A 20,147-nucleotide genomic window follows, 5' to 3' on the forward strand; every position below is an offset into this window, starting at 1 on the left:
TTCACGGCGCTACCTCAAGCATTGTGGGGGATTTCTCGTTCACGGTATCAGGACGTCGCCTCGGCGCCAACTGCCGGTGTGGGTGACTCAGCCCTTTCGGGTGCTCTGCCCAGCCTCATGGCATTGAGTACCACGACCAGCGAACTGAGGGACATGCCGATTGCAGCCAGCCAGGGGGGTACCAGTCCGGCCGCCGCCAGGGGGAGGGCACACAGGTTGTAGCCAAGTGCCCAGGCCATGTTCTGGCGAATGATACGGCGGGTACGCCGGGCTGTTTTAAGCGCTTCGGGCAGCTGGGTCAGTTGGCCGTTGAGCAGAACGGCGTCCGCTTTGAGCTGCGTCAGGTCAGCGGCGCTGCCCATGGCCACTGAAACGCCTGCGCCGGCCATTGAAGGCAGATCGTTGAGGCCGTCGCCCACCATCATGATGTGCCGGCCCTGATCCCGTAGCGCTTCCAGCACCTGAAGTTTGTCCTCGGGGGACGCCTGGCCAATGGCTTCATCGATGCCTAACCTTTTTGCAATCTGAGCTACGTGGCCAGAACGATCTCCGCTGAGCAGAATCGTTCGCAGGCCGGCCTGTTGCAGCATCTGCACCGCTTCTCTCGCCTCTGGCCGGGGTTCGTCATCCAGGGTGAAACGGGCCAACCATTGGCTGTCGTTTGCCAGCCAGATTTCCATGCCCTGTTGATCGTCGCTTGCTGGTGGTGGCTGACCGATACTGGCCTCAACGAAATCCCGGTGGCCGATGTAAAAGCATTGTCCCGCCAGTTCGCCACAGAGGCCTCCCCCGAGATGGTTTTGCACGTTCCTGGCGGAGTTGCCATGGAAATTGTGGAAAACCCTGGCTATCGGGTGTTCCGAGTGTTTCTCAAGGCTCGCAGCCGTTTCAAGACATTGTTCCTGGCTGAGGGGGCCGAACGCGCGGGTGTCTACAAGACTGAGCTCGCCGCGAGTGAGCGTGCCGGTTTTGTCGAAAATCACCGTATCGATGGTGTTCAGTGATTCGAGGGTATGACCGCGGGTGGGTAGCAGGCCAAGTTTGCGCAGGCGCATGGTTGCCGAAGTAATGGCCGTCGGTGTTGCCAGGGAAAGGGCGCAGGGGCAGGTGACCACCAGCACTGAAAGGGTGATATCAAAGGCATTGTCCGCACCGGCAAGCCACCAGCCAATCCAGATCACCGGTGCCAGAACCAGTACGCGACTGACGAACACACCGGCGATGCGGTCAGCCATCAAGGCCACTGGCGGTTTTTCCGCCTGAACCCGGTCAAGAATGCGAAGGATGCCAGACAGCCGGGTCTGGGCACCGGCACGGCGGACTTCCACCTCCAGCGGATTTTCGCCATTCACACTGCCCGCATGTACCTCATCGCCGGGGTTCCGGGTTTCCGGCAGGTATTCCCCGGTCAGGGCGGCTTCGTTCAGGGTGGAATGGCCACTGACAATCACGCCATCGGCCGGCAGGGTTTCCCCGGGACGGACCCTGATAAGGTCACCCGTAGCCAGGTCATGGCTTGAGACAATCTCGCTGTCATTCCCCCTGACACGGCTGGCCACCATGGGCTGGAACCCCGCGAGTGCGTTGCCGGTCAATCCTGCCCGGTAACGTGCCTGCATCTCGATATACCGGCCAAGCTGGAGGAAAAAGGTGAACATGCACACGGATTCGAAATAGACCTCCTCGCCACCGAACACGGTAACCCAGATGCTGGCAACATAGGCCAGGCCGATGGCGGTCGCCACCGGCACATCCATGGTCAGGTGGCGGCTGCGAAGATCTCTTACCGCGTTGGTAAAGAAGGGGCGGGCACTGTAAAGCACCACGGGGGTGGCCACCAGAAGACTGAACCAGCGGAAGAAACTGACAAATTCCGGAGACAGCTCACTGACCAGTTCGAAGTACAGTGGGAAGGCCAGCATCATGGTCTGGAAGGACCCGATGCCGGCAACCGCCAGGCGAATCAAGGCGGACCGGTGTTCGGCTTTCAGCGCTCGTTCGGCCTCATCGGCCTGGTAGGGGCGGGCACGGTAACCCAGTTCGTGGATGGCAACCAGGAGGTCGCTGAGCCTGGCCTGTTCCGGGTTCCATACCAGGCGGGCCCGCTGGGTGCTGTGATTGACGGAGAAAGACATCACCCCCGGCTGCTTTGCCATATGGTTCTCAAGCAACCATATGCACGCAGCGCAAGTGATGTCGCTGATCAGCAAGGTGGCTTCCTGGCCCGACTTGACCGGTGAGACGAAGGATTTCTGTACCAGTGGATGGTCCAGTTCCCGTATCCGGTTGAGCTCAGCATCTGTCAGCTCTTTCGGGGTGACAGCCGGCTCGGTACGGAATTGATAGAAACCATCGAGACCCTCTGCCCGGATCGTCTCGCAAACGGCTTTGCAGCCCTGGCAGCAAAAGTGACGTAGCTCGCCGTCAAGCTCGAGTGTAATGGCGGGTTGGCCGGGCGCCGGCTCCCCGCAGTGATAGCAGTTCAAGGGGTTCACCCGCGGTCTTCAGTGCCCACACCGAGGGTCAGTGGACGCTCTGATGGCAGGTTGGACTCGCCTTTCAGTCGCCAGTCATTATCCGGACCCCGTAAATCGAAGTACCAGCGGCCCTCAATGGGCTGGTTCAGCTTCGCTGTGTACTGTCCTTCGCCTACGGCGCGGAACTGGACGGTACGGTCACGTTCGGAGAGGGTTGGGTGGAAAAGGTTGAGAATCAGGTACGGATAATCAGCACTGCCGTCACTGCTATCAACGGACAAGGTGATTTGTCGTTCGGTAAAGGCCATTTCGGCCCTCAGACCCAGGTTTTTCGCCGTTTGATCCCGGGCAATCTGCATATTGTAACCGCGGCCTTGCTTCGAATAATCATCGGTCACCATGGAGTTCTGTGTGGTGATTGCCACCGTGAGCATGAAGGTACACCAGGCTATTGCAGCTCCCGGAAACATAAGCAGGAACCAGAGCCACGGCTGACGGTACCAGGGCTTTATATCCAGATCTTCATTCATAGTTCTGTCTCTCAGTGCTATTCCCGAATGACGACTCCGGGATCAGCGATTAGGACCGACAAATCGACTTTCGGTTTCAAGAACGAGGCTTTTATCGGATTGTGATTCAAGCGTAAACACAATGTCATTGTTGCTTTCCGTAATGACCTCTGGCGCCACATCCACAACTGTTGGCAAAGAACGGTTCTCGCTGCTCTCTACGGTGACTGTGTCCTCGGTCAGTATGCGGATACCCTCCATGCCCGAAACCGAGATAGTAAAGGTTTGTGGTACTTCCGACATGTTGGCAATTTTCAGCGTGTATGTGTTCTCGATTCGGCCCTCGCCGTTGTAGTTGAAGAGGGCGCCGCGATCCCTGAGAACATCCAGCTGTGCCGGAACCCTGGTGGCAATCGTAAATGCGATCGCGGCCATCATTGCCAGCAGTACCAGCCCGTAACCAAAGGTTCGCGGCCGCAGGAGTTTGGAGGTCTTGCCCTCCAACTCGTTTTCCGTGGTATAGCGGATAAGGCCGCGTGGATAATTCATCTTGTCCATGACCTCGTCACAGGCGTCGATGCACAGGGCGCAGCCAATACACTCGTATTGCAGACCGTCGCGGATGTCGATGCCAGTGGGGCAGACCTGGACACACTGCCCGCAGTCAATGCAGTCACCCAGGCCCAGCTCTGCGGGATCCACCCCTTTCTTGCGGCTACCCCGGGGCTCTCCCCGATTGGGGTCATAGGACACCACTCGGGTGTTGGGGTCGAACATGACGGACTGAAAACGGGCGTAAGGGCACATGTACAGGCACACCTGCTCACGCATCCAGCCGGCGTTCAGGTAGGTGGCCACGGTAAAGAAGCCCACCCAGAAGTAGGCCCAGCCATTGGCCTGGAGGGTAAACAGGTCCGTGATCAGTTCACGAATGGGGTAGAAGTAACCGACAAACGTGAGGCCGGTAGCGAGTGCGATCAACAGCCATGCGGAATGCTTCGCCGATTTCTTGGCGATTTTCTCGGCGGAACGGGGTGCCTTGTCCAGTTTGATGCGCTTGTTGCGGCCGCCCTCAATACGCTCCTCGACCCACATGAAGATAAAGGTCCAGACCGTCTGCGGGCAGGTATATCCGCACCAGACCCTGCCGAACAGAGTGGTGATGAAGAAAAGGCCAAAGGCACAGATAATGAGCATTCCGGACAGAAGGATGAAATCCTGGGGATAGAAGGTGGCACCATAAAGGTGAAATTCACGTGCCGGAAGATCAAAATGAATCAGCGGCTGGCCATCCACGGTTATCCAGACGAACAGAAAATACATGCCCATCAAAGCCGTCAGGCTGACATTGCGGATACGCTGAAAGAAGCCCTTGACCTCTTTTACGTAGATCTTCTTGCGGCTGGCGTAAAGCTCTACAGTTCCGGAATTTTTGTTTTTGTTCTCGGAGGCGTCAGAGGATGGGTCAACCTGCTTGACCGGAATCTCACTGCTCATCGTTAACCTCCCGATGATGTGGTGCCCATATCACAGCGGACTGTGGGGCAGGGGATCTTCTCAAGCCTGTGCCCGCGCGGGCAGACACAGGGTTGAGCAGACCGTGCCGGGGCCCTGGCCCCGGCCGGATACTCAGTTGGACAGGCTGTAGACGTACGCAGCCAGAATCTGGATCTGGTCGTCAGAAAGCCGGTCGCCCTGGGCGGGCATCTGGTTCTGCCGGCCGTTAACAACGGTTTCCCTGATCCAGTCATAGGTGGAACCGTAGAGCCAGCTGTTGTCCGTCAGGTTCGGAGCACCAAGAGCCTGGTTGCCCTTGCCGTCCGGACCATGGCAGGCCACGCAGGCCTGGGCATAGACCTCTTCGCCTTTCTTTGCCGCTTCCGCGTCCTTTTCCCGGCCGCTGAAGCTCAGCACATAGTTAACAACCTGGTCGACCTGGGCATTGGTCATGTTCGGCATGGTGCCCATGGCCGGCATGTTGCCGTTACGACCCTCGTGAAGCGTGGTCAGGATCGAGTCAGGGTCTCCCCCGTACAGCCAGTCGTCGTCGGTCAGGTTAGGGAAGCCGAGAGAACCCCGGCCAGCCGAGCCATGACAGGTGGCGCAGTTATTGGCAAACAGTCGCTGGCCCATTTTCATGGCATCGTCGTTTTCTGCCAGCTCCGGCACTGGTGTGTCACCGAACTTTGCGTAGAGCTCCCCGTAGCGTTCGTCAGCCTCCTGCATCTCGGTTTCCCACTGGCCGGTGGAGGACCAGCCCAGAAGACCCTGGAAGTTGCCAAGGCCCGGATACAGGGCCAGATAGCCCAGGGAAAAGATACAGGTGGCAATAAACAGGTAGAACCACCACTTCGGTAGCGGGTTGTCATATTCCTCGATGCCATCGAAGGAGTGGCCCACAGTCTTGTCGGTTTCAGTATCAGTGGTCTGGCTTTTGCGGGTGGCAAGCAGAAGCCACCAGCAACCGAACACGGTACCGAGCACGATCACGCTGATCCAGATGCTCCAGAAGGTACTCATTGTTTTTTCTCCGTTTTTTCCTGTTCAAGAGTACGCTTTTCCACTTCATCATCATCGAAGGGAAGGTGGGCGGCTTCTTCGTTGGCTTTCTTCCGGTGAGAGCTATAGGCCCACCAGATGATGCCGAAGAACATGGCCATGATGATCAGTGTTTGAATGCCGCGTAACTCGTTAAGATCCATGGGAATCACCGTTTCTCTGAAATGACGGTACCGAGCTGTTGCAGGTACGCGACCAGAGCTTCGATTTCAAATTTGCCCTTCACGTCTTCAGCGGCCGCTGCAACCTGCTCATCCGTATATGGCACACCGAGGGTCTGAAGTGTTCTCAGCTTGGCCTCAGTGTCGGTGTGGTCGACGCGATCCTCGAACAGCCAGGGGAAGGCCGGCATGTTGGATTCCGGGACCACGCTACGTGGATCGTACAGGTGCTGGCGCTGCCAGGCGTCAGAGTAACGTCCACCTACGCGGGCAAGGTCAGGACCGGTACGTTTGGAGCCCCACAGGAACGGACGGTCGTAGACGAATTCGCCCGCAACGGAGTAGTGGCCGTAGCGCTCGGTTTCGGCGCGGAATGGACGGATCTGCTGGGTATGGCAAACGTGGCAGCCTTCGCGGATATAGATATCCCGGCCTTCCAGTTCCAGCGCAGACAGCGGTTCCAGGCCTTCTACCGGTTCGTTGGTTTCATCTATGAAAAACAGCGGAACCACTTCGGCAAGGAAACCGCCACTGATGGTCAGGATAATCAATACGATCATTATCCCGATGTTCTTTTCAATAATTTCGTGCTTCATCAGTACTGTCTCCCGTTACGCCGCTTGCGCTGCTGTGTTGTCCTGAGCAACCGCATCTTTCTGACGCACGGTCATGTAGACGTTGTATGCCATTACCAGCATACCGGCCAGGAAAATCACGCCGCCAAGGAACCGTACAAAGTAACCCGGGTAGGACGCTTCGAGTGCTTCAACAAAACTGTAGGTCAGCGTGCCGTCCTCGTTGACAGCGCGCCACATCAGGCCCTGCATGATGCCGTTGACCCACATGGCGACGATATAAAGCACGGTGCCGACCGTTGCCAGCCAGAAGTGCACGTTGATCATGGCGGTGCTGTACATGGCCTGGACGCCCCACAGCTTGGGGATCAGGTGATAGACGGCACCAATACTGATCATGGCAACCCAGCCAAGGGCGCCGGAGTGAACATGGCCAATGGTCCAGTCGGTGTTGTGGGACAGGGCGTTCACCGTCTTGATAGACATCATCGGGCCTTCAAAAGTAGACATGCCGTAGAACGACAGGGATACCACGAGGAACCGCAGGATCGGGTCGGTGCGCAGTTTGTGCCAGGCGCCTGACAGGGTCATCATACCGTTGATCATGCCGCCCCATGAGGGGGCCAGCAGAATCAGGGACATTACCATGCCTGCAGTCTGTGCCCAGTCCGGCAGTGCTGAGTAATGCAGGTGGTGGCCACCGGCCCATACATAAGTGGCGATCAGTGCCCAGAAGTGCACAATCGACAGGCGGTAGGAGTAGACCGGACGGTTGGCCTGTTTGGGCACAAAATAGTACATCATGCCCAGGAAGCCAGCGGTCAGGAAGAAACCAACGGCGTTGTGTCCGTACCACCACTGCATCATGGCGTCCGTGACCCCGGCATACGCGGAGTATGACTTGAAGGCCGTCGCTGGCAGCGCCATGCTGTTGCCGATGTGCAGTACGGCAACGGTGATGATGAAGGCGCCATAGAACCAGTTCGCCACGTAGATGTGCGGCGTGCTGCGCTTCATGACGGTACCGAAGAACACCAGTGCGTAGGCTACCCATACCAGGGTGATGGCGATGTCGATGGGCCACTCGAGCTCGGCGTATTCCTTGGAAGTGGTCAACCCCATTGGCAGTGTAATAGCGGCCGCCACGATAATGGCCTGCCAGCCCCAGAAGGTAAACGCGGCCAGTGCGTCTGAAAACAGACGGGCCTGGCAGGTGCGCTGCACCACGTAGTAGGCTGTCGCGAACAGTGCGCTTCCGCCAAAGCCGAAGATTACGGCATTGGTATGCAACGGCCGTAATCGGCCGAAATGGGTCCAGGGCAGGTCGAGGTTGAGGGCGGGCCAGACCAGTTGTGCTGCAATCAGCACGCCGAGGGCCATACCGACAATCCCCCATACCACTGTCATGATGGCAAACTGCCTTACCACCTTGTAGTTGTATGTCAGGTTTGGATTTACTGTGCTCATAGCCTTACCAATGGGTTCAGAGTGGGAAAGATGCGGGCGCAAGTATGGAGAAAGCATTAGCTGTTTGCAATGACACAGATCAACTCGCCAGCTCTGTCAAATGCGTCTAAATCAGTAACATGGCGAATATCTTAGAGTATTTACGATTGCACAGGAGCGGAGTGGAAACCGACCCGGTGTGCGGTCGCCTGCGTCATCAATCCCCGCTCCTTATGGAGGTTTAGTGAATCCCGTAACTTTTTACAAGTCCGAAGCCCGGGGCGGACTCCCCGGGCCCCGGCTGGTACTGGCCCATGGGGCCGGCGCGCCGGCCGATTCAGACTTTATGGACCGGCTGGCTTCAGCGCTTTCCGCGGAGGGGATAGCAACGCTGCGTTTTGAGTTCCCGTACATGGAAAAACGCCGGCAGGATGGGCAGAAACGCCCGCCGGACCGGCAACCGGTGCTGTTGGACCATTTTCACGAGGCAATTGCCGCCCTTGTGGCGGAACCTGTGGAAGACAGCCGACTCTTTATTGGTGGTAAGTCCATGGGCGGCAGAATGGCCAGTCAACTGATCGCGCAGGCGGAACTGGAGCCTGAGGTTTGTGGTGCGGTCTGTTTCGGATACCCGTTTCATCCGCCGGGCAAGCCGGATCGTTGGCGGACCTCTCATTTTCAGGACCTGCGGCGCCCGCTTCAAATTATTCAGGGCACCCGTGACCCGTTCGGCCGAAAACACGAGGTAGAGGCACAAGGCCTGGACTCATCAGAGAACCTTTGCCTTTCGTGGCTGGAAGGCGGTGACCATGATTACCGGCCGCTGGCGCGGCAACCGGAGACACATGAAGAGATGATCCGGCAGGCCGCAAGGATGGCAGCAGGTTTTATTCACCGTGGGGAGTAGACCAGGAGGGCGCCGCCTCTGACTGCTCAGTCCGGTTCCTGCCTGCAGCCTTTGCTCTGTAGAGCGCTTCGTCAGCTCGCCGGAAGAGCTCTCTTTCGTCCTCTCCCGGGACCAGGGTTGCAGTACCCGCACTCATGGTCAGGGAAACGTACGCACCATCAGTGGTAACCATTCGAGAACTGGCCAGGTCTTCCAGGATCTGCTCACAGAGTCGGCGTGCACCGTCGGCGCCGGTACCCGGCAACAATATTGCGAACTCCTCGCCGCCGAAGCGGATCGCCACATCCCTTGGCCGTTTGACGTGTCGCCTCAGTATGTCGGCGATGTGCTGCAGGCACTGGTCGCCGAAATCGTGTCCCCAGTCATCGTTGACCGCCTTGAAATGATCAGCGTCGAGCAGCGCAATGGTCAGTGGCTGGCCGCTCCGACGGGACTCAGCGCATAACTCAGGCAACAGGTTGTCGAGATGGCGACGGTTGTGGAGTCCGGTCAGTGCGTCATTGAGGCTGAGTGTGGCCAGCTGTCGGTTGGCCCGCTCCAGTTCCCTCATGGTGTTGCGTAGTTGGGCGGTGCGCTCATGTACCTTGAGCTCCAGATTGGTGCGGGCGTTCTGCTCCACGTCGAGCAGTTTCTGGTTTAACAGCCGCCAGCGTTGAACCATGGCATAGTTCAGCAGGATCACCTGGGCGCCTACGGCCACCTGCATGAAAATCTCCCGTGCCAGGAAGTCAGCCAGGTAGCCAAACGCAGCAAGCGAGTATATGAGAGCGCCCGCCAGCATTCCGGACCAGGCCATCACGTACCACTTGGCCGGCAGATATCCCTGGCGCCAGCGAACGAGCCCGATCAGGAACAGGCTGGCAATAATGATCAGGGCGACAGTTGTGCTCAGCACGATGGACTTGTTATAGGGCAGGATAAATGCCATCACAAACAGGCCGAGGCTGGTCAGCGCGAGGCCCCGGAACACCTGGTCCGACCTTGAGCCAGGCAGGATTTCAAGGAACGAACGGCCGAACAGGGTCATGGCCAGGGAGCTGACAGACATCAGCATCGGAATAGAGGTGTTGGCAAAGCCTGTGCTGTCTGGCCAGAAGTATTGATTGGCAAAGCCCCCCATGGCAAACAGGAAAAGCCCCAGTGACGCCATATAAAAGGCGTTGTAGAAGTAGTAGGCCGTGCCTGAACTGAAGAACAGCAGCAGGTTGAACGCCGCAAATACAAGCAGCGCGCCATAGAACAGACCGTGAACCAGGGTCAGGTGATTGCTTTGGGCAATGGTTGCCTCCGGGGTTTCCAGGGACAGGGGAACATTCAGCGCGCCACTGCTGCGAATGCGGATAGTGATGGTCCTGGATTCATTGGCACCAAGCGTGACGGGGAGCAGGAAATACCGGTAATCTATGCCCCGCGACATGAACGGATACTGGTCTCCGGTGGCTATGGCTGTTGTGCCGTCGTTGCCTGTCTGCCAGAAGGTGACTTCATCGAGCAGCGGATAGTTGAGTTTGAGGTACCAGAGTTGTCCGGTATCGCCGGAATTGCGCACGTTGAGGCGGACCCAGTAAACCGCGTCAGTGTGACTGAACACCAGGTCGTGGCCGTTGGCCGCTTTCCAGTGGGTGTCAGCCGACAGTGCTTCCGGTGTATTGGCCTGATGGGCAGGTTCCCCGGGCGGGGCGCTGAGGAAGCACACATGGTCCATCAGCGACGCTCGCTGCTCAGGGTTGTTGGCATCCAGTGTCGGGCACTGTTCAGTCTGTGCCGGAGGGGCTGCGATAGCCAAACCTGTGGTAAGTAACATCGCAACAATCGGGATGAAATAACGCAGGTACAGCAGCATTCAAGGTATTCCTGCCAACGGAAAGCTGGATAGTGTAGTCAATTGCGAGCCGTGTGGATGTTAAACAGTTTCAAATTTAAGGGTTCCCGATGGGAACCCGGTTCAGGTGACGGATGGAACAACTGATTGCCTTCTGTCGGCCAGGCTTCGAAACAGAAGCAGGCCGGGAGATTACAGATGCAGCTGCAGCACAGGGTGTCTACGGCTACTTCGAGCCCGGAAATTCCCGGGGCTTCGTTATTTTCAACCTCCCCGGTCCGGCCCTGGCGGATACTCTGATGGCCCGGTTGTCCATCCACTCGCTGGTATTTGTCAGGGACTGGTTTGTTATTCTGGCGGAGGTGGCGTTGCCGCCTGCGGACCGTGTGGGCGCCGTTATTGAGGGTCTGAAGTCGACGGATGCTGAAATTCCGCCCTGTGCGCGGGTGGAAATCCGTTTGCCTGAAAACAACAGCGACCCGGATCTTGGCAATTTTGCCCGCAAATGGGTATCGCCGCTTTCGAAGGGCCTGCGAGGAGCGGGCTTATTGCAGCCTGACCCCAGAGCGGACTCGCCGGCCCGTCTGGAGTTGCTGCTGCTTGGCTTTGACCGGGTTATTGCCGGTGTCAGTGTGGCGGGTAACCGAGCCCGCTTTGTCAGCGGGATTCCACGTTTGCGTTTGCCGGCCTCGGCGCCCAGCCGCTCGGCACTGAAGCTGGAAGAAGCCTGGAAGGTGTTTCTGCCCCCGGAGGTGGAGCTGGACTACCTGGGCGGCGGAAAACAGGCGGTGGATCTGGGTGCGGCTCCCGGTGGCTGGACATGGCAACTGGTCAGGCAGGGTATGATGGTAACCGCGGTTGATAACGGGCCAATGAATGGCGACCTGATGGCTTCCGGCCACGTCCAACATATTGAGGCTGATGGCTATCAGTGGCGGCCCAGGAGAGGGGTGGACTGGATGGTCTGCGATATCGTCGATCATCCTCGGCGTACCGCGGCACTGGCAGTGGACTGGCTGAATCAGAAACTGTGTCGCTACACGGTGTTCAACCTGAAGCTGCCAATGAAAAAACGGTACGACGAGTGGTTGATTTGCCGGGATATTCTGGAGCAGGGGCTAGCCCGGACCGAAATGAACTTCCGTATCAGGGCTCGCCACCTCTATCATGACCGTGAGGAGATTACCTGCTTTGTAGAGCGACTGGGCTGAAGGCCATTACTCCGGTATCAGTTACTGTGTTGCAGTACCGTGATGATTTCCTCCCGGTCCATCATCGGGATCAGCTCAGCCATCAGCTCCCGGCGTTCTTCGGACTGGAACCAGCGTTGCCAGTCGGCTTCCGAGCGCCAGTTGGCAAGGGTAAATCGATGGTTCGAATCGTGGGTATCCACGAGGGTTTCACCGGACACAAAGCCTGGTGCGCTTACGGCGTTCTGAAGAACCTTGCGGGATCTCTCCTCGTAAGCGGCTTCAAGCGATTCGGCAATATGGCGTTCAATCAGTACCCGGATCATTGTTTACCTCGTATTGTTTTGACAACTATAAACAATAATTTAGCACGTATTTTTCAAATTTCAGGTGGAATTTCAGGAGGACAGACGTTGGGACACCCTGATTATGACTCAGAACTGGATGCCCGGGGGCTGTTTTGCCCCGAACCGGTCATGATGTTACACAACCGGATTGTCGAGATCAGCCCCGGTGCCGTGTTGAAGGTAGTGGCAACGGATCCCTCCACAACCCGGGACATTCCGCGATTCTGTCAGTTTCTTGACCATGAACTGGTATACAGCGGCGAAGATGAAAAAGAATTCGTGTTCTTTATCCGCCGCGGCAGCTGATTAAATCTGTCAGGATTCGCCGGAAATCCCGAGTGCATCGAGATGGCCAAGAAACTGGTCACGGTCCATCTCGCCCAGTACCCGCGCTGATTCCATTTCCGCACCGGTGTCGTGATAGAACAGGATAGCCGGCGGTCCGAACAGGCCCAGCTCGTCCAAAAGGGCCTGTTGCTCCGGCGTGTTATCAGTCATGTCCAGTTGCAGGAGCTTGTAGGGGGCCAGCGCCTGGATAACGGCAGCGTCACTGAAAACATTGCGTTCCATAACCTTGCAGGAGATGCACCAGTCGGCGTAAAAATCGAGCATCACAGGGGTGCCATTCCGGCTGGCCAGTTGGAGCTCGTTACGAATGTCCGCCGGTGATTCCAGCCGGATAAACTCCGCATGGCTGGCCGCAGCGCCCGCCGGGGAGATTCCGGCCATGGGCTGGTTTGATGCAGTGAATGCTGCCAGGGGTTTGAGTGGATCATTGGCTCCGGACACCGCACCGGCAAGCAGTGCTATGCCATAGGCAAACATAACCAGCCCCATCCCCTTGCGGGTACGTTCCCAGCCAGCTTTGGCGGCGTCAAAAGCCCCCAACTGCACGCCCGTAATGGCCACCAGCAATCCCCACAAGGTCAGTGCCACCCATCCGGGTACCATTCGTTCGACCAGCCAAATGGCGACCGCCAGCAACATGACGCCGTAGAATGCTTTGACAACGTTCATCCAGGGACCGGTGGTGGGGAGAAATTTACGACCCCCAACGGCCACGAGGATCAGCGGGAGGCCCATCCCCAGGCCCAGGGCGAACAGGGCAACACCACCGATCATTGCGTCCTGGGTGGTGCTGATGTACAGCAGGCTTCCGGCTAATGGTGCGGAAACACAGGGCGAAACAATCAGCGCCGACAGGGCGCCGATCCCGAAAATACTGGCTACGCGCGTTCCTGTGAGGCGGTGGCTGGCGTTGTCCAGTGGTTCGCGGATAAACCGGGGCAGCTGGATTTCAAAGAGGTTGAACATGGACAGCGCAAATACCACGAACAGCGCTGCAAAAACGCTTAACACCCAGGGGGACTGCAGCTGGGCCTGCAGGTTGAAACTGGCGCCGAGTAACCCGGTCACGACCCCTGCCGCAGCATAGGTGAGGGCCATGCCAAGTACATAGCTGGAGGAAAGCAGCAGCGCGTGGCCGGTTGTGCTGGTGTTGCGGGATGACACCAGCGACGAAATGATCGGCACCATGGGTAGTACACAGGGCGTGAACGTCAGTCCTAATCCCAGGAGCAGAAACAGGCCGGCAATCACCAGAGTGGACTGGTTGGCGAGAAAGCCCGCCAGACCTGTTGCAGTGGACGTGTCTTCAGGCGGCTGCTGAGCATTGCCGGAGGAAGCGGAGCCCCCTGAACTGCTGGCTGGTGTGGCATCCGGGTTGTCACTGGCGCTGGCGTAGTAGAGCACGTCCCGGGTCTGGGGGGGATAACAGAGCCCGGCGTTGGCGCAGCCCTGATAGGTCACCTGCAGTTCCGCCTCGCGCACGCCGTCGGGAAGGGTTACCGGAACCCGGGCCGCGACGGGCTCATAGAAGACGGTGACCTTGCCGAAGAACTCATCCTCGGTGTCGGTACCGGTATAGGAAAATTCCGGTTCACCCAGTGCGACACCCTCGGTATCGCTGCTGATGCTGATACGTTCCTGGTACAGGTAGTGATCAGGTGCGATGTCCCAGGACAGCAGGACAGCGCCGTTGTCCGCGGTAAAGCTGAATGGCAGTGCCTCATCTACGGGGAGAAAGCCGTTGTTGTTGCCGAACAGGGAGTTGCCGGCACCGGCAGCCAGTGTTGAGAGAAAAGACAATGCCAGAAACAGGCATACGCTGCTCAAAGCCCTGGAAGGGGCACTACTGCATGAGGTTGTGGTGCTGCCGGTCATAGTCAATAGAGTACCGTTGGTGGATCCGGGTTTCTCCCGCGCCGAATCCGGAGGGGTTGAGACGGCGCGGCTTCAGGTTGCAATGGACACAGTTACCAGGCAAAAGTTCCCTCTGGTATTGAACGGTCTAAAGTCGCACAATACCCGTCCCATGAGACATGATCCAGACGATCTTATCATGCTGTTTAATGACCTGTTCCGGGATGAGTACCGGACTGTTCTGGTCAGGGGCGGCGATGAACCCGAGTATCTGCCGGCGACGGAGCCTGATGGCTTCGCACAGATTATCTTTGCTCACGGCTATTATGCCAGTGCACTGCATGAAATCAGTCACTGGTGTATTGCTGGCGAGTACCGGCGCAGACTCCGGGATTTCGGTTATTGGTATTGCCCTGATGGCCGCAGTGCGAAACAGCAGCGGGCTTTTGAAAAGGCGGAAATAAAACCCCAGGCCCTGGAACGGCTGTTTTCTGTTGCAGCAGGCGCGCGTTTTCACATCAGCGTCGACAATCTATCCGGTACCGGAGCATGGGATGAAGACGCCTTTCGCAGGAATGTGACGGCGCAGGCCAATGACTACCTGGAGCATGGCTTGCCGGCTCGCGCCGGCCAGTTTTTTCAGACGCTCAGACTATTTTATGGAACCGAGGCTGGATTTAACGAAGTCTGGAACAAAGAGACCAGGCGACTGATGCCCGAATGTTCCGTTACAGACACCGAGGTAAATTGAAGCAATATGACATCTGACGCACCCGAAGCCGGCAAAACACTTTTCAAAGATCTGAACCTGGACCAGAGAGTACTCGATGCCATTACCGATATCGGCTTTGAGCATTGTACGCCGATCCAGGCAGAAACCCTCCCGTTCACATTGGCCTGCCAGGACCTGATCGGCCAGGCGCAGACTGGCACTGGCAAAACCGCAGCCTTTCTGATTACTGCTATTCAGAGCATGCTGGAAACACCGATTCCGGAAACGGACCGATTTGCGTCGGAACCCAGAGTGCTGGCCCTGGCGCCCACGCGGGAACTGGCGATGCAGATTGCCAAGGATGCCGAGCAGCTGTGCGGTTACACCGGGCACAACGTGGTCACCGTGGTAGGCGGAATGAACTACGACAAGCAGCGTGACCAGTTGCAGAACGAGATTGTCGATATCCTGGTGGCCACGCCGGGGCGTCTGATCGATTTCCTGGGCTCACAGGACGTGTTTCTGGACCAGCTGGACATCCTCATCCTGGATGAAGCAGACCGGATGCTGGATATGGGGTTCATTCCGGATGTGAAGCGCATTATCCGCAAATGTACCCCGAAAGAAGAGCGCCAGACGTTGCTGTTCAGTGCCACCTTTAATCAGGATGTGCTTAACCTGGCCTCCATGTGGACCCGCAACGCTGAGTTCGTGGAAATCGAGCCGGAACAGAAAACCGCCGAACGGGTGAAGCAGACCGTCTATCTGGTGGGTGAAGACGAGAAACTGCCGGTACTGGTGAACTACCTCCAGCGCCCGGAGGTTGAGAAGGCCCTGGTGTTTGCCAATCGCCGTGACCAATGCCGTGATCTGGATGAGGACTTGAGGAACCAGGGCGTCAAGGTGGCGCTCATGTCCGGTGAAATTGCCCAGAACAAACGTCTCAAGACCCTGGAACAGTTCAAGGAAGGCAGTATTCAGGTGCTGGTGGCCACTGATGTGGCAGGGCGTGGTATTCACGTTGACGGTGTGACCCACGTTTTCAACTATAATCTTCCCGATAATGCCGAGGATTACGTCCACCGTATCGGGCGTACCGGTCGTGCTGGAAAGCACGGCGTTTCTGTCAGCTTCGCCAGTGAGGATGACGCCTTTTCATTACCGGCTATCGAGTCCTATATCAGCCAGAAGCTGACCACAGCTGTTCCTGATGAAGAGCTGATGACCGCGCTCGTCAAACCGCCGATCACCCGCAAACGCGGTGGCCGTCGCCCCCAGGGCAGCCGCAGCCAGGGCGGTCGCGGCGGCAACCAGCGCCAACGCAGGAACTAAAGGGCCGGGAAGTAACATCATGCGGATAGTAGCGGACGAAAACATACCTTTGCTGGATTCCTTCTTCGGCGACATCGGCGAGATACACCGCGTGTCCGGCCGCACCATGTCGGTAACGGACGTGCAGAACGCGGATATCCTGCTGGTACGTTCGGTTACCCGGGTCAATCAGGCGTTACTGGAAGGCAGTCGTGTTCGCTTCGTCGGTACCTGTACCATTGGTACTGACCACGTGGATCAGCAATGGCTGGCATCCAGTGGCATTGCGTTTTCAGCAGCACCCGGTTGCAACGCCAACAGTGTGGTTGAGTATGTGCTGTCGGTAATCTCGCTGCACGCCGAAAGGCGCGGTGTGGCTGACTGGTCAAAGCTCAGTGTCGGTATTATTGGTGCCGGTAACGTAGGTGGAGAGCTGGCCCACAAGCTGGAGCGTCTGGATTTCGATGTTGTGTGTTGCGACCCGCCACGCGCCGAACGGGAAGGCGACGACGGTCAGGCTTTTGTCAGCCTGGAAGAGGCGATGGCCTGCGACGTAGTCACGCTGCATACACCACTGATCCGGGAGGGAGACCACGCCACCCTGCACCTGTTCGGACAGGATCGATTGTCCGCCTTGAAAGAACACCAGCTGCTGATTAATACCAGCCGTGGAGAGGTCATCGATACCTCTGCCTTGCTGGCGCGCCTGGATGAGCCCAATGCCCCCACGGTCGTGCTGGATGTATGGGAGCAGGAGCCGCGCATACACGCCGAGCTGTTGGAGAAGGTCTGGATTGCCACGCCCCATATTGCGGGTTATAGCCTGGAGGGCAAGGTGCAGGGCAGTGAAATGGTGTACCAGGCCCTGAGTCGTTACATGGGCCTGCCTGCCCGCAAGAAGGCGGGGCAATTTTTGCCGGAACCGGCATTGGCCAAGCTGTCGTTCACCAGTGCGGCGCAGGAAATGAATTCGGCGAATATCGCCATAAGATCCTGCTACGACCCCCGTCAGGACGACGCCCGGATGCGCCTGGCCATGTCGCTTCCCGCCGAAGAGCGGGGGCCTGCATTTGACCGGCTGCGCCGGGATTATCCGGTGCGGCGGGAGTTTTCCAGTGTCAAGATTCAGCTCAAGGGCACCAGCAAGTCCATGCAGGATACTTTCCGCGCCCTTGGCTTCAAGCTGAAGCTATAGCTGCGCTGTTTGCAGAGCCTCGATCCGTCTCTCAAGGGGCGGGTGGGTCATGAACAGGGCGCTGAGTCCCGCCCGTGCACCCCGGTTGATGCCAAACGCCTGCAGGCTTTCGGGCATCTGGTCCGGCACTTCACTCTCCTGTTTGAGCCGGGCCAGGGCATTGATCATGGCGCCACGGCCTGCCAGTTGGGCGCCCGCAATGTCGGCCCGGTATTCCCGGCGGCGGGAGAACCAGAACACGATAGTACTGGCAAGGATGCCCAGCACGATCTCCGCCGCAATGCTTACCACGAAAAAGCCGATACCGTGGCCGCTCTCGTTCTTGAAAACCACACGGTCCACAAAAGACCCGATCACGCGGGATGCGAAAATCACGAAGGTGTTGACCACGCCCTGAATCAGGGCGAGCGTGACCATGTCCCCGTTGGCAACGTGGCCGATTTCATGGCCCAGCACCGCCCGGATCTCATCCTTGTTGAAGCGGTGTAGCAGGCCCTCACTGACCGCCACCAGAGAGTTGTTCTTGTTCCACCCCGTCGCAAAGGCGTTGGACTGGGATGCGGGGAAGATGGCCACTTCCGGCATGCCGATGCCGGCATTTTTGGCCAGTTCCCGTACTGTATCCACCAGCCAGCGTTCAGCCGGGGTTCTGGGTGATTCGATCACTTTGGCCTTGGTGCTCCACTTGGCCATGGGCTTGGAAATCAGCAGCGAGACTATCGCGCCGGCAAAGCCAAAAACGGCCGCGAAGGCCAGCAACGAGCCGTACTGGATTCCGTTCTGGGCGAGGTAGCTGTCGACGCCCAGCAGTCTGAGGGTGAAGCTGGCAACCAGAATGACCGCCAGGTTGGTAGCAAGAAAAAGCAGAATACGCATCTTGAATTCCCTGTTGAATCGTCAGCCGCAGACAGCGGCTTGTACCTGCAAGCTTATATGTGGCTTGTGTCGCCATGTTCAACAGGCTTACACCGATTTAATGATCGGCTCTGTCGCGAAAGAACGCAGCCTGCATCACGCGGCTGATTTTGGCGGAGCTGCCACTTCGAAGGGCGGTGCGGAGCATGTGAATGTGGGTGGAGAAGTCCTCACGGATCGCCGGTGGCAGGTCCCGGCTGCTTTCGGCAGCGGCTTCCTCCTGCAGATCCGGACTGGCTGGTGAGCTCAGGCGAACGAACGCCTCCTGGGTGAGCACGGCCTGATCCAGGGCTTCCTGGCGGATGGTGTCCACGAAACGCAGCAGATTTTCTTCAGCCAGCCACAGAAGGGTGCCGAAACACGCCATATGCCGCTTGCTGTGCAGCCCGAATTCATCCGGCTCGTCGGGGCCGGCAATGTCTTCCACGAACAGGTTCACCCGGCGGGGGAAGGCGTTGTAGAGTTGAACCAGGGCGATTGCGGCGTCCTTGTAGAATTCTTCAATATGAATATCCGCCATAAAGCCCCCTGTTACAGCTGATAGGAAGACAGGAAGTGTGCCAGACGCTTCATGGCGTCCTCCAGCGTGTCCTCCCGGGGCAGGAACACCACGCGTAAGTGCTGTTTGTCGTCGATATTGAAGGCCGAGCCCTGGACCAGCAGGATGCGCTCCTGCAGCAGCAGGTCCAGCACCAGCTTTTCGTCATTGACGATGGGGAAGCGCTTCGGATCCAGCCTGGGGAACAGATAGAGTGCGCCTTTGGGCTTCACGCAACTGACCCCGGGGATATCATTGAGCAGGTTCCATGCCGTCTCCCGCTGCTCGAACAGGCGGCCGCCCGGTGCCACCAGATCGTCAATGGACTGGTAGCCGCCCAGGGCAGTCTGGATGGCAAGCTGGGCCGGTACATTGGCACACAGGCGCATGTTGGAGAGCATTTCGATGCCCTCGATCAGGTCCCGTGCGCGATGCTTGGCGCCACTGATAATCATCCAGCCGGAGCGATAGCCGGCAGCGCGGTAATTCTTGGACAGCCCGTTATAGGTAAAAAACAGCACGTCGTCCGCCAGTGACGCGGTAGGAATATGCTCGGTACCATCGTAGAGGATCTTGTCGTAGATTTCGTCCGACAGCACGATCAGGTTGTGCTGTCGGGCCAGTTCCACCACTTGTTCCAGCAATTCGCGGGAATAAACGGCACCGGTCGGGTTGTTGGGGTTGATCAGCACGATGGCACGGGTTCGACGGGTGATTTTCTTGCGGATATCGTCGATGTCCGGGAACCAGTCCTGTTGCTCGTCGCAACGGTAGTGCACCGGCTTGCCACTGGACAGGGTCACGGCGGCGGTCCACAGGGGGTAGTCCGGGGCCGGGATCAGTACTTCGTCGCCGGTGTTGAGCATGGCCTGCATGGACATCACGATCATCTCGCTGACGCCATTGCCGAGGAAGATATCGTCGATATCCACCTTGTCGATGCCCCGTTGCTGGCAGTAGTGCATTACCGCCTTGCGGGCAGAGAACAGGCCCTTGGATTCCACATAACCCTGGGCCAGGTGCATGTTGTAGATCACGTCCTGCTGAATTTCCTCGGGAACATCCAGCTCAAAGGCCGCAGGGTTGCCGATATTCAGTTTGAGAACCCGATGGCCCTCTTCTTCAAGACGACGGGCCTCGCGCAGAACCACGCCACGTATCTCGTAACACACGTTATCCAGCTTGGCGGATTTGAGATAGTTCTGCATAAGCCCGGTAATTCCTCAGTAAAAGACACAAGTCTGTATTCTAGCGGAGCAAAGGCTGGCGACAACAGGCCAA

19 protein-coding genes are annotated in these 20,147 nt (G+C 57.9%); 6 read left to right on the forward strand and 13 right to left on the reverse strand.

The genetic code is table 11. The features are described 5' to 3' along the window. Nucleotides 1-47 precede the first annotated feature (47 nt). The 7 genes from QPL94_RS11125 to ccoN all read right to left on the reverse strand — a co-directional run bounded on the left by QPL94_RS11125 (nt 48) and on the right by ccoN (nt 7,748). The gene (locus tag QPL94_RS11125; RefSeq protein ID WP_285357360.1) at nt 48-2,495 is read right to left on the reverse strand and encodes a heavy metal translocating P-type ATPase; all 2,448 of its coding nucleotides are present in this window, start codon (nt 2,493-2,495) and stop codon (nt 48-50) included. Next, the gene (locus QPL94_RS11130; RefSeq protein ID WP_285357361.1) at nt 2,492-3,007 is read right to left on the reverse strand and encodes a FixH family protein; all 516 of its coding nucleotides are present in this window, start codon (nt 3,005-3,007) and stop codon (nt 2,492-2,494) included. The genes QPL94_RS11125 and QPL94_RS11130 overlap by 4 nt, the downstream gene beginning before the upstream one ends. 42 nt (nt 3,008-3,049) lie before the next feature. After that, complete coding sequence (ccoG, locus tag QPL94_RS11135) at nt 3,050-4,483, reverse strand: cytochrome c oxidase accessory protein CcoG (protein ID WP_285357362.1); 1,434 nt, start codon at nt 4,481-4,483, stop codon at nt 3,050-3,052. Nucleotides 4,484-4,615: 132 nt separating this feature from the next. Next, nucleotides 4,616-5,506 carry a cytochrome-c oxidase, cbb3-type subunit III gene (gene ccoP, locus QPL94_RS11140; protein ID WP_285357363.1) on the reverse strand — a complete coding sequence of 297 codons (891 nt, stop codon included), beginning with the start codon at nt 5,504-5,506 and terminating at the stop codon, nt 4,616-4,618. Continuing rightward, on the reverse strand, nt 5,503-5,688 hold the full coding sequence (locus tag QPL94_RS11145; protein WP_285357364.1) for a cbb3-type cytochrome oxidase subunit 3: 186 nt from the start codon (nt 5,686-5,688) through the stop codon (nt 5,503-5,505). Before QPL94_RS11145 ends, ccoP begins: the two co-directional genes overlap by 4 nt. 5 nt (nt 5,689-5,693) lie before the next feature. Further along, nucleotides 5,694-6,302: a cytochrome-c oxidase, cbb3-type subunit II gene (ccoO, locus tag QPL94_RS11150; protein WP_285357366.1), complete on the reverse strand. Its 609-nt coding sequence runs from the start codon at nt 6,300-6,302 to the stop codon at nt 5,694-5,696. A gap of 15 nt (nt 6,303-6,317) precedes the next feature. Then, on the reverse strand, nt 6,318-7,748 hold the full coding sequence (gene ccoN, locus QPL94_RS11155; RefSeq protein WP_285357368.1) for a cytochrome-c oxidase, cbb3-type subunit I: 1,431 nt from the start codon (nt 7,746-7,748) through the stop codon (nt 6,318-6,320). A gap of 223 nt (nt 7,749-7,971) precedes the next feature. Between ccoN and QPL94_RS11160 the strand changes: the two genes are divergently transcribed. Then, nucleotides 7,972-8,634 carry an alpha/beta family hydrolase gene (locus QPL94_RS11160; RefSeq protein WP_285357369.1) on the forward strand — a complete coding sequence of 221 codons (663 nt, stop codon included), beginning with the start codon at nt 7,972-7,974 and terminating at the stop codon, nt 8,632-8,634. Here QPL94_RS11160 and QPL94_RS11165 read toward each other — a convergent pair. After that, nucleotides 8,615-10,477 carry a sensor domain-containing diguanylate cyclase gene (locus QPL94_RS11165; RefSeq protein ID WP_285357371.1) on the reverse strand — a complete coding sequence of 621 codons (1,863 nt, stop codon included), beginning with the start codon at nt 10,475-10,477 and terminating at the stop codon, nt 8,615-8,617. The genes QPL94_RS11160 and QPL94_RS11165 overlap by 20 nt on opposite strands. Nucleotides 10,478-10,590: 113 nt before the next feature. On the opposite strand from QPL94_RS11165, the gene rlmM reads away from it, so the two are divergent. Continuing rightward, the gene (gene rlmM / locus QPL94_RS11170; protein ID WP_285357372.1) at nt 10,591-11,667 is read left to right on the forward strand and encodes a 23S rRNA (cytidine(2498)-2'-O)-methyltransferase RlmM; all 1,077 of its coding nucleotides are present in this window, start codon (nt 10,591-10,593) and stop codon (nt 11,665-11,667) included. A 17-nt stretch (nt 11,668-11,684) separates the two neighbouring features. Here the strand turns inward: rlmM and QPL94_RS11175 are convergent, their stop codons facing one another. After that, nucleotides 11,685-11,972, reverse strand: a complete 288-nt coding sequence (locus tag QPL94_RS11175) for an antibiotic biosynthesis monooxygenase family protein (RefSeq protein WP_137434782.1) — start codon at nt 11,970-11,972, stop codon at nt 11,685-11,687. An 87-nt stretch (nt 11,973-12,059) separates the two neighbouring features. Here QPL94_RS11175 and tusA point away from each other — a divergent pair, with 87 nt between their 5' ends. Next, nucleotides 12,060-12,299 carry a sulfurtransferase TusA gene (gene tusA / locus QPL94_RS11180; RefSeq protein ID WP_285357373.1) on the forward strand — a complete coding sequence of 80 codons (240 nt, stop codon included), beginning with the start codon at nt 12,060-12,062 and terminating at the stop codon, nt 12,297-12,299. A gap of 9 nt (nt 12,300-12,308) precedes the next feature. Here the strand turns inward: tusA and dsbD are convergent, their stop codons facing one another. Continuing rightward, nucleotides 12,309-14,216, reverse strand: a complete 1,908-nt coding sequence (gene dsbD / locus QPL94_RS11185) for a protein-disulfide reductase DsbD (protein WP_285357374.1) — start codon at nt 14,214-14,216, stop codon at nt 12,309-12,311. A gap of 178 nt (nt 14,217-14,394) precedes the next feature. Between dsbD and QPL94_RS11190 the strand changes: the two genes are divergently transcribed. The 3 genes from QPL94_RS11190 to pdxB are packed head-to-tail and all read left to right on the forward strand — an operon-like array spanning nt 14,395 to nt 17,413. Further along, a complete protein-coding gene (locus tag QPL94_RS11190; protein ID WP_285357375.1) occupies nt 14,395-14,946 on the forward strand; it encodes an elongation factor P hydroxylase in 552 nt (183 codons plus the stop codon). Nucleotides 14,947-14,952: 6 nt separating this feature from the next. Next, nucleotides 14,953-16,239, forward strand: a complete 1,287-nt coding sequence (locus QPL94_RS11195; protein WP_285357376.1) for a DEAD/DEAH box helicase — start codon at nt 14,953-14,955, stop codon at nt 16,237-16,239. A 19-nt stretch (nt 16,240-16,258) separates the two neighbouring features. Next, the gene (gene pdxB, locus QPL94_RS11200) at nt 16,259-17,413 is read left to right on the forward strand and encodes a 4-phosphoerythronate dehydrogenase PdxB (RefSeq protein WP_285357377.1); all 1,155 of its coding nucleotides are present in this window, start codon (nt 16,259-16,261) and stop codon (nt 17,411-17,413) included. Here pdxB and htpX read toward each other — a convergent pair. The 3 genes from htpX to QPL94_RS11215 all read right to left on the reverse strand — a co-directional run bounded on the left by htpX (nt 17,408) and on the right by QPL94_RS11215 (nt 20,074). Continuing rightward, a complete protein-coding gene (gene htpX / locus QPL94_RS11205) occupies nt 17,408-18,289 on the reverse strand; it encodes a protease HtpX (RefSeq protein WP_285357379.1) in 882 nt (293 codons plus the stop codon). The two genes, pdxB and htpX, sit on opposite strands and share 6 nt — an antisense overlap. 97 nt (nt 18,290-18,386) lie before the next feature. Continuing rightward, nucleotides 18,387-18,848, reverse strand: coding sequence for a hypothetical protein (locus QPL94_RS11210; protein ID WP_285357381.1), 462 nt, complete (start codon nt 18,846-18,848; stop codon nt 18,387-18,389). An 11-nt stretch (nt 18,849-18,859) separates the two neighbouring features. Beyond that, nucleotides 18,860-20,074: a pyridoxal phosphate-dependent aminotransferase gene (locus QPL94_RS11215; protein ID WP_137434774.1), complete on the reverse strand. Its 1,215-nt coding sequence runs from the start codon at nt 20,072-20,074 to the stop codon at nt 18,860-18,862. Between the last annotated feature and the right edge of the window lie 73 nt (nt 20,075-20,147).

Source organism: Marinobacter sp. SS13-12 (assembly GCF_030227115.1).
In the GTDB taxonomy this organism is placed as follows: Bacteria; Pseudomonadota; Gammaproteobacteria; order Pseudomonadales; family Oleiphilaceae; genus Marinobacter.

Coding starts and splice junctions, on each gene's coding strand:
- QPL94_RS11130 (WP_285357361.1), bottom strand. CDS start 3,007: ATGAATGAAGATCTGGATATAAAGCCCTGGTACCGTCAGCCGTGGCTC.
- ccoG (WP_285357362.1), bottom strand. CDS start 4,483: ATGAGCAGTGAGATTCCGGTCAAGCAGGTTGACCCATCCTCTGACGCC.
- ccoP (WP_285357363.1), bottom strand. CDS start 5,506: ATGAGTACCTTCTGGAGCATCTGGATCAGCGTGATCGTGCTCGGTACC.
- QPL94_RS11145 (WP_285357364.1), bottom strand. CDS start 5,688: ATGGATCTTAACGAGTTACGCGGCATTCAAACACTGATCATCATGGCC.
- ccoO (WP_285357366.1), bottom strand. CDS start 6,302: ATGAAGCACGAAATTATTGAAAAGAACATCGGGATAATGATCGTATTG.
- ccoN (WP_285357368.1), bottom strand. CDS start 7,748: ATGAGCACAGTAAATCCAAACCTGACATACAACTACAAGGTGGTAAGG.
- QPL94_RS11165 (WP_285357371.1), bottom strand. CDS start 10,477: ATGCTGCTGTACCTGCGTTATTTCATCCCGATTGTTGCGATGTTACTT.
- rlmM (WP_285357372.1), top strand. CDS start 10,591: ATGGAACAACTGATTGCCTTCTGTCGGCCAGGCTTCGAAACAGAAGCA.
- QPL94_RS11175 (WP_137434782.1), bottom strand. CDS start 11,972: ATGATCCGGGTACTGATTGAACGCCATATTGCCGAATCGCTTGAAGCC.
- dsbD (WP_285357374.1), bottom strand. CDS start 14,216: ATGACCGGCAGCACCACAACCTCATGCAGTAGTGCCCCTTCCAGGGCT.
- QPL94_RS11190 (WP_285357375.1), top strand. CDS start 14,395: ATGCTGTTTAATGACCTGTTCCGGGATGAGTACCGGACTGTTCTGGTC.
- QPL94_RS11195 (WP_285357376.1), top strand. CDS start 14,953: ATGACATCTGACGCACCCGAAGCCGGCAAAACACTTTTCAAAGATCTG.
- pdxB (WP_285357377.1), top strand. CDS start 16,259: ATGCGGATAGTAGCGGACGAAAACATACCTTTGCTGGATTCCTTCTTC.
- htpX (WP_285357379.1), bottom strand. CDS start 18,289: ATGCGTATTCTGCTTTTTCTTGCTACCAACCTGGCGGTCATTCTGGTT.
- QPL94_RS11210 (WP_285357381.1), bottom strand. CDS start 18,848: ATGGCGGATATTCATATTGAAGAATTCTACAAGGACGCCGCAATCGCC.
- QPL94_RS11215 (WP_137434774.1), bottom strand. CDS start 20,074: ATGCAGAACTATCTCAAATCCGCCAAGCTGGATAACGTGTGTTACGAG.